The sequence below is a fragment of the Pseudonocardia humida genome (assembly GCF_023898865.1).
GTDB lineage: Bacteria > Actinomycetota > Actinomycetes > Mycobacteriales > Pseudonocardiaceae > Pseudonocardia > Pseudonocardia humida.
In genome coordinates, this window is record NZ_JAGSOV010000009.1 from 104148 (window position 1) to 120693 (window position 16546).

The 16546-nt window shown below is 76.1% G+C and carries 13 protein-coding genes; 5 read left to right on the top strand and 8 right to left on the bottom strand.

Features of this window, described 5'->3' with window-relative positions:
- Positions 1-81: 81 nt before the first annotated feature.
- The 3 genes from KDL28_RS03080 to KDL28_RS03090 are packed head-to-tail and all read left to right on the top strand — an operon-like array spanning position 82 to position 3877.
- Positions 82-1293, top strand: a complete 1212-nt coding sequence (locus KDL28_RS03080; RefSeq protein WP_252435634.1) for a glycosyltransferase — start codon at positions 82-84, stop codon at positions 1291-1293.
- Positions 1290-2345 carry a hypothetical protein gene (locus tag KDL28_RS03085; RefSeq protein ID WP_252435635.1) on the top strand — a complete coding sequence of 352 codons (1056 nt, stop codon included), beginning with the start codon at positions 1290-1292 and terminating at the stop codon, positions 2343-2345. Before KDL28_RS03080 ends, KDL28_RS03085 begins: the two co-directional genes overlap by 4 nt.
- Positions 2342-3877: a glycoside hydrolase family 130 protein gene (locus tag KDL28_RS03090; protein ID WP_252435636.1), complete on the top strand. Its 1536-nt coding sequence runs from the start codon at positions 2342-2344 to the stop codon at positions 3875-3877. The genes KDL28_RS03085 and KDL28_RS03090 overlap by 4 nt, the downstream gene beginning before the upstream one ends.
- On the opposite strand, the gene KDL28_RS03095 is transcribed toward KDL28_RS03090, so the two are convergent.
- The 3 genes from KDL28_RS03095 to KDL28_RS03105 all read right to left on the bottom strand — a co-directional run bounded on the left by KDL28_RS03095 (position 3763) and on the right by KDL28_RS03105 (position 5621).
- The gene (locus KDL28_RS03095) at positions 3763-4839 is read right to left on the bottom strand and encodes a glycosyltransferase family 4 protein (RefSeq protein ID WP_252435637.1); all 1077 of its coding nucleotides are present in this window, start codon (positions 4837-4839) and stop codon (positions 3763-3765) included. The two genes, KDL28_RS03090 and KDL28_RS03095, sit on opposite strands and share 115 nt — an antisense overlap.
- Positions 4840-4898: 59 nt before the next feature.
- Positions 4899-5069, bottom strand: a complete 171-nt coding sequence (locus tag KDL28_RS03100) for a DUF6307 family protein (protein WP_252435638.1) — start codon at positions 5067-5069, stop codon at positions 4899-4901.
- 87 nt (positions 5070-5156) lie between these two features.
- A complete protein-coding gene (locus KDL28_RS03105) occupies positions 5157-5621 on the bottom strand; it encodes a DUF5994 family protein (protein WP_252435639.1) in 465 nt (154 codons plus the stop codon).
- A gap of 204 nt (positions 5622-5825) precedes the next feature.
- Here KDL28_RS03105 and KDL28_RS03110 point away from each other — a divergent pair, with 204 nt between their 5' ends.
- Complete coding sequence (locus tag KDL28_RS03110; protein WP_252435640.1) at positions 5826-6479, top strand: TetR/AcrR family transcriptional regulator; 654 nt, start codon at positions 5826-5828, stop codon at positions 6477-6479.
- A gap of 83 nt (positions 6480-6562) precedes the next feature.
- Complete coding sequence (locus tag KDL28_RS03115; protein ID WP_252435641.1) at positions 6563-9343, top strand: ATP-binding protein; 2781 nt, start codon at positions 6563-6565, stop codon at positions 9341-9343.
- Positions 9344-9483: 140 nt separating this feature from the next.
- Here KDL28_RS03115 and KDL28_RS03120 read toward each other — a convergent pair whose 3' ends face one another.
- From KDL28_RS03120 to KDL28_RS03140, 5 genes are all read right to left on the bottom strand, one after another.
- Positions 9484-11988: a glycoside hydrolase family 3 protein gene (locus KDL28_RS03120; RefSeq protein ID WP_252435642.1), complete on the bottom strand. Its 2505-nt coding sequence runs from the start codon at positions 11986-11988 to the stop codon at positions 9484-9486.
- Positions 11985-12785, bottom strand: a complete 801-nt coding sequence (locus KDL28_RS03125) for a carbohydrate ABC transporter permease (RefSeq protein ID WP_252435871.1) — start codon at positions 12783-12785, stop codon at positions 11985-11987. The genes KDL28_RS03120 and KDL28_RS03125 overlap by 4 nt, the downstream gene beginning before the upstream one ends.
- 62 nt (positions 12786-12847) lie before the next feature.
- Positions 12848-13834 carry a carbohydrate ABC transporter permease gene (locus KDL28_RS03130; RefSeq protein WP_252435643.1) on the bottom strand — a complete coding sequence of 329 codons (987 nt, stop codon included), beginning with the start codon at positions 13832-13834 and terminating at the stop codon, positions 12848-12850.
- Between the two features lie 7 nt (positions 13835-13841).
- Positions 13842-15194: an ABC transporter substrate-binding protein gene (locus tag KDL28_RS03135; RefSeq protein ID WP_252435644.1), complete on the bottom strand. Its 1353-nt coding sequence runs from the start codon at positions 15192-15194 to the stop codon at positions 13842-13844.
- A gap of 184 nt (positions 15195-15378) precedes the next feature.
- Entirely contained in the window at positions 15379-16545 is a 1167-nt protein-coding gene (locus KDL28_RS03140) for an ROK family transcriptional regulator (RefSeq protein WP_252435645.1), read from the bottom strand.
- Position 16546 lies beyond the last annotated feature (1 nt).

The window sequence follows — 16546 nt, forward strand, 5'->3', positions numbered from 1 at the left end:
CCTGATCGGACGGCTGCGCCCACCCGCCCGGCAGGCGGGGTGCGCAGCGGCGTCCCGAACTCCCCCAGACCAGGAGCGCGCATGCCCACGACCACGCACCACCCCGCCCGGATCGACGGGACCGCACCGCCCGTGCGCACCCACGGCGGGCCCGGCCCGGCGACGGTCGGGGTGCTCAGCACCTACCCGCCGACGCAGTGCGGTCTGGCCACGTTCAGCGCCGCGCTGGTGGCCGAGCTCAACCGGCGGCGCCGGACCGCGGGCGTCGTCCGGATCGTCGACGGGCCCGAGTCCTACCCCGGCCGTGAGGTCGCCGCGCACCTGGTGAACGGGTCGGGCGACAGCGCGGCGGGGGCCGTGCGCCGGCTCAACGGCTTCGACGTCGTGGTCGTCCAGCACGAGTACGGGATCTACGGCGGACCCGACGGCGCCGACGTGCTCGACATCGTGGCGGGCCTGACCGTGCCCACCGTCGTCGTGCTGCACACGGTGCTGCAGGACCCGACCGTGGGGCAGCGCCGGATCCTGCGCACGCTCGTCGACGCGGCCGACGTCCTGGTCACCATGACCGAGACCGCGCGCAGGCGGGTCGTGGACACCTACGGAGCCCGCGCCGACCGCGTCGTGGTGATCCCGCACGGCGCCATCGACCACGGCCCGGTCGACGCGGGCGCCGGGCGGGCGCAGCGCATGGCCGCCGGTCGCCCCCTCGTGCTCACCTGGGGCCTGCTCGGGCCGGGCAAGGGGATCGAGTGGGCCATCGACGCCCTGCCGGGCCTGCGCGACCTGCGCCCGCGCTACCTGGTCATCGGCAAGACCCACCCCAAGGTGCTGCACCGCGACGGCGAGAGCTACCGCGCCGGTCTCCTGCGGCGGGCCGAGGCACTGGGCGTGGCCGACCTGGTCGAGCTCGACGACAGGTACATCGGGGTCGGCGAGCTCGGGGCCCTCGTGCAGCGGGCCGAGGTCGTGGTCCTGCCCTACGACTCGCGCGAGCAGGTCACCTCCGGCGTGCTCATCGAGGCCGTCGCGGCGGGTCGACCGGTCGTCTCGACCGCGTTCCCGCACGCCGTCGAGCTCCTCGGGGACGGCACCGGGCTGGTGGTGCCGCAGCGGAGCCCGGCCGCGTTGGGCACGGCCCTGCGCCGGGTGCTCGGCGAGCCCGGGCTGGCCGACGAGCTGGCCCGCCGGGCCGCGGGCAAGGCCCCGGACCTGCTGTGGAACGCCGTCGCCGACCGCTACCAGCGGATCGCCGACTCGCTGGTCGACGCGGCGCTGCCGGCCGTGTCGTGATCGGGGCGGCCGGCTCCACCGACCGGGGCCGCAACGGCTTCCCGGCGCCGTCCTTCGCGCACCTGCGACGGCTGACCGACGCCGGTGGGCTCTTCGAGCACGCCCGCCACACGACGCCGCGCCGCGAGCACGGCTACTGCGTCGACGACGTGGCCCGGGGCCTGGTGGTCCTGCACCGCGAGCCCGCCGGCGCCCCCGACCTGCGCGAGCACTACCTCACGTTCGTGCTGGCCGCGCAGGGTGGCGACGGCCGGTTCCGCAACCGCCGGGCCGCCGACCTGCGCTGGCACGGCCCGTTGTCGGTCGACGACTGCTGGGGGCGGGCGCTGTGGGGGCTCGGCGCGGCCGCCGCCGACCCCCGCGCGCTCACCGCCTTCGACCGCGGCGCGCAGTGGCGCTCGCCGTCGCCGCGCGCCATGGCCTTCGCCGCGCTCGGCGCCGCGGAGGTGCTCGCGGTGCGCCCGGAGCACCGCGGCGCCCGGGACCTGCTCGGCGCGACCGCCGCCGCGATCGGACGGCCGAGCCCGCACCCGGTCTGGCCGTGGCCGGAGCCCCGCCTGGCCTACGCCAACGCCGTGCTGCCCGAGGCGCTGCTCGCCGCGGGCGTCGCGCTGGGGGCACCCGCGCTCGTCGCCGACGGGCTGGCGCTGCTGGGCTGGTTGCTCGACCTGCAGACCCGCGACGGGCACCTGTCGGTGGTCCCGGTGGGCGGACGGGGACCGGGCGAGCACGGGCCCGGCTTCGACCAGCAGCCGATCGAGGCGGCCGCGCTCGCCGACGCCTGCGCCAGGGCGCACGCCGTCACCGGCGAGGACCGCTGGCGGCGCGGGGTGGCCCTGGCGGTGGGCTGGTTCCTCGGCGACAACGACACCGGCGTGGCCCTGCACGCCCCGGGTGGCGGCTGCTGCGACGGCCTGCGCCCCGACGGCCGCAACGAGAACCAGGGCGCGGAGTCGACCCTGGCGCTGGTGTCGGCGCTGCAGCGGGCCCGCGCACTGCCGGTGGGCCCGAGCCTGCAGGCCACCGCGCCCTCGGTCTCCGGCACCGGATGACGCCCGACGCGAGGGCGGGGGGCGCGCTGGTGACCCGGCTGCCCACCACCCTGACGGCCGACCCCGGCCGGGTGCTGGCCCGCATGTTCGTCCCCGGCCACGACGTCGTGGCCAACACGCAGTCCCGCGCCACCGGCGTGCTGGCCCGCGTGCTCGCCCTCTCCGAGGACGACGTCCGGCGGACGCTGCGCGCCGTGCTCGTCCGCTACACCGACCGGCACCGCGACCTGGACGGCGTCCTCGCCGGCCACTACGCGCGGATCGCCCACCGGGTGCCGGACGGCCACGGGCTCAGCGAGCAGCGGCGGACCCTGATCGGGGCGTGGTTCACCCACGAGTACTCGATCGAGGCCGCGGCGCTGTTCAACCCCTCTGCCGTGCCGCACCCGGACCAGTCCGGGCTCGGCCCGGGCCGGCTGCGGTTCGTGCTGAGCCTGCGCGCGGTCGGCGAGGGCCACCTGTCGTCGGTGGAGTTCCGGACCGGCGTGCTGGGTCCCGACGCGGCGGGGGGCCTCGAGCTGACCGTCGACGACCCGGGCCCGTTCGTCGAGACCGGCAGGCCCGGTCCCACCGGGCACGACCGGGACCTGTTCGCGGCGCTGCTCGCCGAGGCGGGCGCCGACGAGGAGAGCGCCTCGTTCCTGCTCGCCGGTCTGCCCGCGCGGTTCGACGAGGACGAGCTGGACCGCGCCATCGGGGCGCTGGTCCTGCAGCGGGCCACCCGCCACGGCGGGGTGCGCACCGGGGAGCTGGCGCGGCGCCTCGTGCGGTGCAGCTACGAGGTCGGCTTCGCGCCGGGCTCGACGATCGCCGAGCGGGTGCTGTGGCCGCACGGTCCCTCGGAGTCGGCCGGGATGGAGGACGCCCGCTTCGTCCGGGTCGACACCGACGACGGCCCCGCCTACCGGGCGACGTACACGGCCTTCGACGGCACCGACATCGCGCCCCAGGCGATCGACACCACCGACTTCCGCCGGTTCCGGATCTCCCAGCTCGCCGGGCCGGCCGCGCGGAACAAGGGGATGGCGTTCTTCCCGCGCACGGTCGGCGGGCGCCACCTCGCGCTGTCGCGGTGGGACCGGGAGAACAACTCGCTGGCCAGTTCGGCCGACGGGCGGTGGTGGGGCGACTCGCGCACGCTGCACGTGCCGAGCAGGCCGTGGGAGCTCACCCAGACCGGCAACTGCGGCTCCCCGGTGGAGACCGACGCCGGCTGGGTCGTGCTGACCCACGGCGTCGGGCCGATGCGCGAGTACTCCATGGGTGCGCTGCTGCTCGACCTGGACGACCCGAGCCGGGTGATCGGCGGGCTGCGGGAGCCGTTGATCGGTCCGGCCGAGGACGAGCGCGACGGGTACGTGCCCAACGTCGTCTACTCGTGCGGGGCCCTGCGCCACGGCGACCACCTGCTGGTGCCCTACGGCGCCAGCGACGCGTCGGTGCGGTTCGCCGCGGTCGACCTCCCCCTCCTGCTGGACCGGCTGGTCGCCGACGGGCCACCGGCGGCGACGCGGGAGAACAGCTCGGCGTAGTCGGCCACCATGCGCTCGGCGGTGAAGCGCGCCTCGACGTCGTCGCGGCAGTGCCGCCGGTCCAGCGAGCCGATCCGCCCGACCGCCTCGACGGCGCCCGCGACGTCGTCGACCAGGAAGCCGGTCCGACCGTGCCGGACGATCTCGGGCATCGACCCCAGCGGGCGCGCGATCACCGGGGTGCCGGCGGCCAGGGCCTCGACCACGGACAGCCCGAACGGCTCGGCGAACGAGATGAGGTGCAGCAGCGCGAGCGCGCCGCCCAGCAGTGCGTCCCGCTCGGCCGGTCCGACGGGCCCGGCGTAGCGGACGCCGCGGCGGCCCAGGTGCGGCCGCACGAGGTCGGCGAAGTAGGCCTCGTCCTGCACGATCCCCGCGATGACCAGCGGCCGCCCGGTCCGGTGGGCGACCTCGATCGCGAGGTGGGTGCCCTTGTCCGGGTGGATGCGGCCGAGGAAGAGCAGGTGCTCCCCCGGGTCGGCGCGGTAGGTGAACCCGCCCGGCTCGATGCCGTGGTGGATCGTCGCCTCGTAGCCCAGGTCGGGGTGCCGGTCGGCGTCGCTGATCGCCACGTACCGGGCGATGTCGTCGTAGGCCCGGTAGACGGGCAGGATCGCGTCCGACGAGAAGCCGTGGACGGTGGTCACCACCGGTGTCGCCACCAGCCGGCTGTAGGTCAGCGGCAGGAAGTCGAACTGGTTGGACAGGACGTCGAACTCCGCGGCCCGCTCGAAGGCCGCGGCGATGTGCAGGCCCCCGTGCACCTTCGCGTCGATCCCCGGGTCCTCCTCGTACCCGGTGGGGGCGCCGGGGTGCAGGCGCGCGGTGGTCACCGAGTCGGCCGTGGCGAACAGCGTGACGTCGTGGCCCAGGGCGACGAGCCCTTCGGCCAGCGTGGACGCCACCTGCTCCCACGGCCCGTAGCCGCGGGGCGGTGTCCGGTGGGCGATCGAGGCGATCACCCCTATCCGGAGCCGCCGACCCGCGGCGGTGGTGGGCGTCGGGGGTGTCGCCCCGGTGCTCAGCGCAGCTTCTCCGGGATGTGGTCGAGCGCGTCCAGGGCGTGGCCGGCCAGGGTGAGCGCGGCGTCCTCGGTGAGCTCGGAGTGGCGCAGCAGGGCGTCGGCGACGAGCCGGCGCCGCTGGTCGTGGATCGAGACGTACGCGGCGGTGGGTGCGGTGGGTGCGGTCATGCTCTGTCCTCTGCGTGGGCGGGCCGCGGTCGCGCCCGGACGGCGCGACCGTGGAGGTCGGGGTGCGGCGGCGCGACGGTCCCCGGGTCAGCGGATCGGGGCCGCCGGTGCGGCGAGCAGCGTCGCCACGTCGTCGGCGTTCTCCCGGTGCCCGGCCGCGGTCAGGGCGCGGTGGGCGAGGTCGGGGTCGGTCTCCGCCGGGACGACGAGCAGGGTGACCCGGTGCAGGCGGCCGATCACGTCCAGGGTGCGGGCCGGGCGCTGCAGGTAGCCGGACAGGTGGACCGTCCCCCCGTCGACGACGATCCGGCGGGGGGTCGGGTCCCAGTCCGAGATCCGGTAGCCCACCCGCTCCACCCGGCCCAGCCGGACGCCGAGCACGGCCAGCAGCGCGGGGACCTCCGCGACCAGGTCGCGCGAGCGCGGCCACCAGCCGCCGTCGAAGAACCCGGTGGGGTCGGGGGTGCGCGGCTTGAGCTTGAGCCGCGGCCGGTCGCTGTCGGTGGGGGATGGCGGTGCGGCGAGATCGGTGGTCGACGAATCCGGCGTCATGCCGGTGCTCCGGTCCCCGAGCGGTGTGCGCCCGGCTGCTGCTTTCGCCGAGGGCGACACGGGCTCTGACGCCCGTGTGCAGGGATGCTCGCGACAGGACCGACGGTACACCCGGGCGGGCCGCACCGGGGTCCCGGAACGCGATCGGGTGGTCACTTACCGACCTGTCAGCAGACGTCGGCGGAACCATGACAGAGTGAGCGCATGAGTGACGGTCCGGAGGTCTCGTCCGACACCGCCGACCGGCCGATCCCGCGGCTCAGCGCCAGGGCGCTCAAGCGGCGCGGGGAGATCCTGCGCGCCGCGCACGAGGTGTTCACCAGCAAGGGGTTCCGCAACGGCTCGCTTGGCGACATCGCCGACCGGGTCGGCATCACCCACCAGGGGATCCTGCACTACTTCGGCAGCAAGGAGCAGCTGCTCGTCGAGGTGCTGCGCGACCGCGACACCAGCGGGCGGGTGGAGTTCGAGAGCGCCGAGCGCCCGCAGGGGGTCGACTTCCTGCAGCACGTCCTGCGGACGGTGGAGAAGAACGTCTCGCGCACCGGCATCGTCCAGGCCTACACGGTGCTCTCGGCGGAGTCGGTCACCGAGGAGCACCCGGCGCAGGGCTGGTTCCGCGACCGCTTCGCGGTGCTGCGCGCCGAGCTCGCCGAGGCCCTGCGGGTGGCCTGCGGCCCGGAGGACCCGGTCCCCGACGAGCAGCTCGACCGGGGCGCCTCCGCGCTCATCGCGGTGATGGACGGGCTGCAGGTGCAGTGGCTGCTCGACCCGGACGCGGTCGACATGCCCGCCGTGGTGCGGATGACGCTCGACGCGCTGCTGCGCTCGTGGGGGCGCCCGCCGCTGGCCCCCTGACGGGGGTCCCCGCCCGGTCGTGGCGGCGATACGGTGGCGCGGCCACCCACCGTCACCGACACGTCGCCCGGGAGGTCGTCGCCGTGGTCGCCGGTCCCGCGGTCGCCGTGCGGTTGCTCGGGCCGCCCGAGCTCGTCGTGGACGGCACCCCGGTGGTCCTGCCGCTCGGCCACCGCGCCGCGGTGCTCGCGCTGCTCGCCCTGCACCACCCCACCGGCGTCGGCCACCCGGTGATCGCCGACGGGCTGTGGGGGCCCAGCCCGCCCACGCACGCCGCGAACGCCGTGCAGGGGCACGTGTCGCGGCTGCGCAAGGCCGGGCTGGCCGTCGAGCGCACCGGGCCGCAGTACCGGCTGACCGGCGACGTGCACGTCGACGCGGCGGAGCTCGACGACCTGGTAGCCGCGGGCGACGCGCACCTGCGGGCCGGGCGCCCGGCCGAGGCGGCCGAGCGGCTGCGCGCCGCGCTGGCCCTGTTCCGCGGGCCCGTGCTGGCCGGGCTGGAGGACCTGCCGTTCGCCGCGGTGGAGATCGCCCGGCTGGAGGGCGCGCGGGCCGCGGCCGGGCGCGCCCGCATCGAGGCCGACCTGCGGCTGGGCCGCTACGCCGCGGTGCTGCCGGAGCTGGAAGCGCTGCTGGACGAGCGACCCGACGACGAGGGCCTGCTCGCCATGCTGATGCGCGCGCTGCACGGGGCGGGGCGCCACGGCGACGCGCTGGCCGCCTACGACCGCGGCCGGCGCCGGCTCGTCGCCGAGCACGGCATCGCCCCCTCGCCCGCGCTGCGCGCCCTGCACCAGGCGATGCTGGACCAGACCCACCGCGAGTCACCCGCCCCGCAGCAGGCGCCCGCGGTGCCGCGGCCCCGGCAGACGCCGCACGGCCCGGCCGTCTTCGTCGGCCGCGCGGCCGAGGTCGCCGAGCTGGTGGAGCTGCTCGCGCCCGGCCGGCCGGGCGGGAGCGCGCCGATCGCGGCCGTGGACGGTCCCGGCGGCGTCGGCAAGACCGCGCTGGCCATCCAGGTGGCCGACCTGCTCGCCCCGTCGTTCCCCGACGGCGTCCTGTTCGCCGCGCTCGGCGGCGGCGACCCCGACCGCGCGCCCGGCACCGAGGCCGTGCTCGGTCGCTTCCTGACCGCGCTGGGCGTGGCCACCGCCGACGTGCCCGCCGACGCGGAGTCGGCGGCCGCGCGCTACCGCACCGAGCTGGCCGGGCGCCGCGTCCTGGTGGTCCTCGACGACGCCCCCGACGCCGAGCGCGTCCGGCCGCTGCTGCCGGTGGGCGGCGGCTGCGCGGCCCTGGTGACCAGCCGGGCGCCGCTCGCGCTGGCCGAGGCGGTGCCGGTCGGGCTGGGCCTGCTCCCGCTGGACGAGGCCGGCGAGCTGCTGCGGCGAGTGGGCCGGGTCGCCGGCGCGCCCGACGACGCGGTCGTCGCCGTGGCGCGGGCCTGCGGGCGGCTCCCGCTGGCGCTGCACATCGCCGGGGGCCGGATGGCCAACCGGCCGCCCGCGTTCGCCGCCCGGCTGGCCGAGCTGCTCGCCGACGAGACCCGCCGCCTCGGCGAGCTGCGGCTGGGCGACCACGACGTGCGCTCCAGCTTCGCGGTCAGCCACCGGCTGCTCTCACCCGACGAGCAGCGCGCCTTCCGGCTGCTGTCGCGGTGGACGGGCCCGACCGTGCCGGCCGACCTGGCCGCCGCCCTGCTCGCAACGCCCGTGCCGGACGCGAAGGCCGTGCTGAACCGGCTGGTCACCGCGCGGCTGCTGGACGAGGTCGAGCCGGGCCGCTACCGCTTCCACGACTTGCTGCGGCTGTTCGGCCGCGAGCTCGCCCGGACCGCCGACGCCGAGGGCCCGAGCCAGGAGGCGGCGCTGCGGCGGGCGCTGCACCACGTGCTCGACGCCGCCGTCACCGCCGACGCCGCGCTGTCCCCCGGCGCGCCGCCCGCACCCGGCGAGCCCGACCGCCGCGGCCGCGACCGGGCGGCCGCGCTGGCCTGGTTCGAGGCCGAGCTGGCCAACCTCGTCGCGGCCGCGGGCCTGGCCGCCGACCTCCCCGACCCGGCGTGCGCCCCGGTGGCGTGGGGCCTGAGCGACGCGGCCTTCCGCTACCTCGACTTCGCCAAGCGGTGGGCCGAGTGGACGCTGATCTGCGAGCACGGCGTGCGCGCCGCGCGTCGCGTGGGTGACGCCATCGGCGAGGCCACCGCGCTGAACCGGCTCGGCTGCGCCTACCGCGAGCGCGGCCGCGTCCCGGAGGCGCGCGACTGCCTGGAGCGGGCCCTGGACCTCGCGCGGGCCCGTGCGCACGTGCCGCTGGAGATGTCGGTGCTCAACAACCTCGCCAACACCCTGCAGGACGCCGGCCTGATCGCCGAGGCCGTCGCAGTCCACGGGGAGAAGCTGGGCCTGGCCCGGCGCACCGGCGACCGCTACAACCTCGCCGTCGCGCTGAACAACCTCGGCGACATCCACCTGGAGGACGACGACCTCGACCGGGCGCGGCGGATGTTCGCCGAGAGCCGCGAGCTGTTCGCGGAGCTGGGCGAGCTGCGGGCGCTGGGGATGGTGCTGCACAACCTGGGTGAGGTCGCGCTGCGCCAGGGACGCGCGGCCGACGCCGCCCGGCTCTACCGCACCGGCGCCGAGCGGTCGCGGGAGGCGGGCGACGCCTACTCGCGCGCGGCCGGCCTGGTCGGTCTGGGCCACGCCCACCGCGCGCTCGGCGACGAGCCCGCGGCCCGCGCGGCCTGGTGCGAGGCGCACCCGATCCTGGCCGAGATCGACCCGACCGAGGCGGACGAGGTGGCCGCGCTCGCCGCCGGCGCCCGGTCGACCCGCGACGAGCAGGCGATTCAGCACTGATTCAGCGGGGCCCGGCAGACTGCGCGCCACGTCTGCGCGGGCCGCGGCGCCGCTGCGCGGCGCCGCCGGGCGGCCGGGCGCGTGCGGGCCGGTGGCGACCGCGGAGGGGCGTGTCGCCGCCGGTCCGCACAGACCGCCGCTCAGCCGCTGGGCACCGCCTGCGGGCGCGGCGCGACGGTGGCGGTGAGCGCGGCGTCGTCGGCGTGGCGGCCGACCCGTACCGCGAACTCCCCCGGCTCGACGGCCCAGTCGCCCGCCGACTCGTCCCAGTGCGCGAACACCCGCTCGGGCAGCGCGATGCGCACGGTGACCCGCTCCCCCGGACCCGCGGTCGCCGCGGCGAAGCCGGCCAGCCAGCGCGCGGGCCGTTCGAGAGCGCTCTCCGGACGCGCGAGGTAGACCTGCACGACCTCCCGCCCGGGCCGCGCCCCGGTGTTGCGCACCGCGACCTCGACGGCGACCCCGGCCGGCTCCGGCCGCACCACCAGGCCCTCGTACGCCCAGCTCGTGTAGCCCAGGCCGTGGCCGAACCAGTACGCCGGGCGCACCCCGTCGCGCAGGTAGCGGCGGTGCCCGACGTGCAGGCCCTCCGAGTAGTGCACGACGCCGTCGACGGCGACGGTCGACGGGATCGGGTCGGCGGTGTCGCCTGGCCAGGTCATCGGCAGCCGCCCGCCGGGCTCGACGACGCCGAGCAGCACGTCGGCCAGCGCCGAGCCGAACTCCTGGCCGGGCAGCCACGACACCAGCACGGCGGCCACCTCGTCGCGCCAGGGCAGCAGCACCGGCGCTCCGGCGTTGACCACCACGACGGTGCGCGGGTTGGCCGCGGCGACCCGGCGGACCAGCTCGTCCTGGGCGCCGGGCAGGTCCAGCTCGTCGCGGTCGAAGCCCTCGCCCTCGGACTCCTCGGTGGTGCCCACGACCACGACGGCCACGTCGGCGGCGCGCGCCGCCTCCTCGGCCGTGCGCAGGGCCTGCGCCGTGTCAGGTCGCGGGCGGGACGCGTTGACCTGCAGCGGGACGATGAGCATGTCGTCGGTGCGGCGCTCGGGGTCGACGTCGTGGCGGACGACCACGTCGACCTCGGCGCCCTCGGCCAGCTCCACCTCGTGCCCGGCCTGCGGGGGCCGGGTGAGGCCCTCGACGCCGTCGGCGTCGACCGGCAGCGCCAGCTGCCGGTCGAGCACGACGACGCCGTCGAGCAGCAGGCGGTAGCGCCCGGTCCCGGAGCAGCCCAGCACGTGCCGCCCCGAGGTCGCCGCGCGGTAGACGGTGCGCGCCTCCACGGCCCGCAGCCGAGCGGGCTCGACCCCGTCGCCGAACGCGTTGTTCCAGTTGTAGGTGGTCGAGGTGCGCTCGACGCGGCCCAGCTCGCGGTCGCCGTCGCCGAGGAAGCGGATCTCGACCCCGGGCCGGTCGGCGCCCGGGACCCGCAGGTCGGCGAGCTCCGGGGCCCCGATGCGGGAGGTCGTGGGCGCACCGGCGACGACGTCGAGCCGGACGCCGTCGCCGAGGGCGGCGCGCAGCCCGTCGGCCGGGGTCACCACCCCGGTCGGGAACACGAAGGCGCTGCCGCCGCCGAGCACCCGCGGGTGGGTCGCGTGGTCGCCGATCAGCGCCACCCGCCGGGCCGCCGGGTCCAGCGGCAGCACCGGCGCGCCGGCCACCGGCCGGTTGCCCAGCAGCACGAAGCCCGCGGCCGTCGCCGACCGCAGGTGAGCGGCCACCGCCGCCGCCCGCTCGGGCGTCGGCGCGGGCGCGAACCGGCCGGGCTCGACGCCCGGGGTGGCGTCCGGGCCGGCCGCACCCACCCGCTCGCCCAGCCGCAGCAGCCTGCGCACCTTGGCCACGACGGCCTCGCGCGGCACCCGGCCGTCGGCGACCGCGTCGACCAGCGCCGACCCCCACGGGGTGGTCGGGCCGGGCATCACCAGGTCGAGCTCGGCGGTGGCGGCGGCCAGGCTGCGCGCGGCGAACCAGTCGCTCATCACCACGCCGTCGAAGCCCCAGCCGCGTAGCAGCTCCAGCAGCGGGTTCTCGGTCATGGTGGTGCCGCGCACCGAGTTGTAGGCGGCCATCGCCGCCCACACCCCGGCCCCGGTCACCGCGGCCTCGAACGGCTGCAGGTACACCTCGCGCAGCGTGCGCTCGTCGACGCGGACGTCGGCGGTGAAGCGCTGCCGCTCGAAGTCGTTGCCCACGACGTGCTTCACCGTGGCCGCGACCCCGTGCTCCTGCACCCCGGTGATGTAGGCGACGGCCAACCGCGAGGTGAGCAGCGGGTCCTCGCTGAAGCACTCGAAGTGCCGCCCGCCCAGCGGCGTGCGCTGGATGTTGACCGTGGGGCCCAGCAGCACGTCGACGCGCTTGCGGCGGGCCTCCTCGGCCAGCAGCCCGCCGATGCCGCGCACCATCCCCGGGTCCCAGGAGGCGGCCAGCGCGGTCGGCGAGGGGATGTTCACCGAGGGGTCGCGCTCGTCCCACAGCTCCCCGCGGACCCCGGCCGGGCCGTCGGAGGTGACGATCCGGCGCAGCCCGAGCGCGGGCTCCGCGTGCAGGGCCCAGAAGTCGGCGCCGGTCAGCAGCCGGACCAGCCGCTCGGTCGGGAGGTCGGCCGGGTCCACCGGCACGGCGTCGGTCACTTCACTCCTCCGACGCCCAGCCCCGAGCGCCAGAAGCGCTGCAGGAACAGGAACGCCACGATCAGCGGGACGATGGACAGCAGCGCCCCGACGATCACGAACAACTGCAGGTCGGGGTTGTGCGGGATCTGCGAGTTCCAGGTGTGCAGGCCCAGGGTGATCGGGTAGAGCGTCGAGTCCTGCAGCATCACCAGCGGCAGGAAGAAGTTGTTCCAGATCGCCACGAACTGGAACAGGAACACCGTCACCAGCGCGGGGGCCATCAGCCGGACGGCGATGGCGAAGAACGTGCGCATCTCCGAGGCGCCGTCCAGCCGCGCGGCCTCGATGAGCTCGTCGGGCACGCTGGCCGCGGCGTAGATCCGGGCCAGGTACACCCCGAACGGGCTCACGCAGCTGGGCAGCAGCACCGCCAGGTGGGTGTTGGTCGCGTCGACCTCGCTGAACAGCAGGAACAGCGGCAGCGCCAGCGCCGTGGTGGGCACCAGCACGCCGGCCAGGATGACGTTGAAGACGGCCTCCCGGCCCGGGAAGACGTACTTGGCCAGCGCGTAGCCGGCCATGGCCGCGACCAGCGTGGCGACCGCCCCACCGACGCCGGCGTAGAGCACGCTGTTGGCCATCCACTTCAGGAACAGCCCGCCGTCGAAGCCGAGCACGTCGGCGACGTTGCCGGGCAGCTCGAACGGGCCGGAGAACCACAGCCCGTGCGAGGCCCGCAGCTCGGCCCGCGTCTTCGACGCCGTGACCACCAGCCACCAGACCGGGGCCAGGAAGTAGCCGGCGAACAGGATCATGAACAGGGTGGCCCCGCCGACCGAGAGCGGGTTCTGCCGGGTCGACGTCCGGGTGGGTGCGGTCACGAGAGCGTCCTCCGTCCGGCGATCTTCAGGAACGTGAACGACAGCACGCAGGTGACCAGGGCCAGCACCACCGAGAACGCCGCGGCCAGGTTGTAGTTCGGGATGTTGGCCGTGGCGTGGACGACCATGTTGGGCGTGTAGTCGCTGCCCACCGCGCTGGACACCGAGCGCATCACCAGCGGCTCGTTGAACAGCTGCAGCGTGCCGATGATCGAGAACACCCCGGTCAGGCCGAGCGCCGGGGCGACCATCGGGATCTTGACCGACCAGGCGATCCGCCACTGCCCGGCGCCGTCCATCCGGGCGGCCTCGGTCAGCTCGGGCGGGATCGCCTGCAGCGCCGCGTAGATGATCAGCATGTTGTAGCCGGTGAAGATCCAGTTGACGATGTTGGCGATCGAGAAGATCACCAGGTCCGGCCCCAGCAGGTCGAACGACGTCGTCAGCAGCGTGAACGGCGACAGCGTCGGGGCGTACAGGAAGCCCCACATGATCGCCGCGATGACCCCGGGCACGGCGTAGGGCACGAAGAACGCCAGCCGGAAGAACCGCGCCCCGCGCAGCACCGGGGAGTCCAGCAGCAGCGCGAACACCAGGGCCAGGCCCAGCTGCAGCGGGATCGAGATCACGAAGAACACCAGTACCCGGCCGATGCTGGCCCAGAACGGGCCGTTGGAGAACACCGCCGCGTACTGCACGAACCCGCCGAACACCTCGGTCGCCCGGCCGAACGTGCCGCCGACCCGGGTGACCGTGTACAGCGACTCGACCACCGCGTACCCGATGGGCACCAGGTAGAACGCCGCGAACAGCACCACGAACGGCGCCAGGAACCCGACGACGGCGCGGCCGTGCCGGACCCGGCGCCGGGGCCGCACCGGCACGGGCCCGCGGCCGCGGCCGCGGGACGGCGGCGGCGCCGCGCCGGTCTCGTGCTGCTCGACCGCGTGCGCCACCGCCGGCGCCCCCTCCCTGTTGGTCATCGAGTGCTCAGCCGACCTGGATGGCCTGGGCCTTCATCGTCTCGATCGTCCGGGCCTGCGCGTCGCCCAGCACGTCGGCCAGCTTCGCCTGGCCGTTGACCGCCTGGCCGAAGCCGTTGGACAGCGTGTCGTAGGTGTCGGTCATCGTCGGGCCCCAGGCGAAGGAGGGGTCGACCTGGTCGTTGGCCTTCGCGAACTCGGTCCAGATCACCTGGCCGCCGAAGTACGCCGAGGGCTCGGACAGCGCAGGCAGGTCGGTCTGCCCGGTGTGCGCCGGGAACTGGCCGCCGTTCTCGTTGTTCAGCGCCAGCGCGGCCGGGTCTCCGAAGGCCCACATCGCGAACTTCGCGGCCTCGTAGGGGTGCGCCGAGCCCGCCCAGACCACGGTCGTCGAACCGCCCCAGCTGCCGCCCGCGGTGCCGCCCGCGCTCCACTGCGGCAGCGGCGCCACCGCCCACTTGCCGTTCCCGCTCGGCACGTTGGTCTCGATCAGCTTGGCCGTCCACGGCGCGCCGATCAGCGTCCACTCCTGGCCGGCGTCCAGCGCCTGCCACTCGACGTCGCCGATGCCGGGGATCGTGTTGACCTGCTCGGCGTCGATCAGCTTCTGCCAGAACTCGGCGACCTGCAGGGTCTTCGGGTCGGTCATGTCGACCTTCCACGTGCCGTCGTCGCCGACGGTGAACCAGCGCGCGCCGTTCTGCCAGGCCAGCGCAGTGAACCAGGCCGGCTGGTCGGGCATGAAGTTGCCGATCAGCCCACCCTGCGCCTGGATCTGCGCGGCCTGCTGGGCGTACTCGTCCCAGGTGGCCGGGGGCTTCAGACCGGCGGCGTCGTAGAGGTCCTTGCGGTAGTAGAGCGCCAGCGGGCCGACGTCCTGGGGGACGCCGTAGACCGCGCCCTCCTCGCCGAACGAGACCTGCGTCCGCGTCCACTCCGGGTAGCCGTCGATGCCCTCGGCGACCGGCTGGCACCCCCCGATGTCCGCCAGGCCGTTCTGCAGCCGGAAGCTCGGCAGGTTGTCGAACTCGATCATGCCGAGGTCGCCGGTGGTGCCGGCCTTGATCTGGTTGGCGTAGGCCTGGTAGGTGCCGTCGTTGCCGCCCACGACCTCGGTGTACTTGACCTGGATGTCCGGGTTGTTCTGGTTCCACAGGTCGACGGTCTTCTGCATGCCGGGCACCCACGAGGTGAACGTCAGCTCGACCTTCGTGCCCGGGGGAGCCGGTTCGCAGGCTCCGGCCGCGGTGGTCCCGCCCGGGCCCGGGTCGCCCCCTCCCCCGCACGCGGCGGTGACGGCGACGGTGGTGACGACTGCGGCCGTGACGGCCAGGAGCCGCCCGGGTCGGTGGTTGCGCATCAGGCGCTTCCTCTCCCGATCGTCGGCGATCGGACAGGGGGTGGGTGAGCGGACCCAACCACACTTACTTACCTGTCAGCAAGTGGCGCGGGTCGCGAATCGGCCACGCCCTGAGAGCGGTTGCAGCCCCCATGACCACCGCCGGTGGGCGAGGGGAGACGGCGCGAGGGGCTCGGGACGGAGGTCAGCCCGCGCGGTCGGCGGCCCAGGCCGCCAGGCCGCGCTCGCTGATCACCTCGTCCAGGCCCACGGCGGCGGCCCCGTGCAGGGCGCCGTCGTCGCCGTGCACGGCGTCGCGGACGGCGGGCGGCGCGGCGCGGCGGAAGGCCATCAGGCCGTCGGCGAACGCCGCGTCGAAGGCCGCCCGCGCGTGCCGGCGCAGGGGACCGGCCAGGCCGCCCAGCGTGACGACCTCCGGGTCGAGGGCGTTGACCAGGCCTGCGGTGCCGGTGCCGAGGGCGCGGGTGATGCGCTCGACCGCATCGCGTGCACCCGGGCGGGCCAGCGCGGCGCGCAGGTGGCTGCGGGGGTCCTCGGGGGGCGGCTCGCCGAGGTGGCGGGCGACGGCGCGGCCGTCGACCTCCAGGTCCCAGCAGCCGCGGGCGCCGCAGGGGCAGCGCAGCGCCGGATCGCCGAAGGGCAGGTGGCCGAACTCGCCGCCGGCGCCGGTCGCGCCCGCGACCGGTCGACCGTCGACCACCAGCGTGCCGCCGATGCCGACCTCGACCGTCAGGTGCAGGGCCGTGCCCGCACCGGCCGCGGCCCCCGACCGCGCCTCGGCCACGCCGGCCAGGGTGGCGTCGTTGCCGACCAGCAGGGGCAGCCCGCGCGGCGGCGCGAGGGCGGTCAGGTCGACCGGACCCCAGCCCAGGGTGGAGGCCTGCACGAGCCGGCCGTCGCGGACGGTCGCGGCCACCACCACCGAGACGGCCCGCACCCGCCTCCCCCAGCGGTCGACGGCGCCGTCGGCGACCGCCGCGACGGCCCGCAGCACCGCCGCGGGCCGGTGCGCGTGCCGGTCGGCGTCCAGGACGGCGACCCGCCCGTCCAGCCCGGCGACCCCGACCCGCCAGTCCTCGTGCCGGATCTCGGCCACCAGCACCAGCGGACCCGCCGGGTGCGGCCCGAGCACCGACGTCGGGCGCCCGCGCCCGGACGCGGCGGCCGCCGTCTCGGTGACGAGGTCGAGCTCGCGCAGCCGGGCGGTGATCTCGGTGGCGGTGCCGCTGGCCAGGCCGAGGTCGCGGGCCAGGGCCGCGCGGGTGCTGCCCGGCTCGCGGCGCAACCGGTCGAGCACGGCGACGGCGCCGCGCCAGCGGGCCTCGTTGGCCGAGGCGTGCCCTGTCGGCATG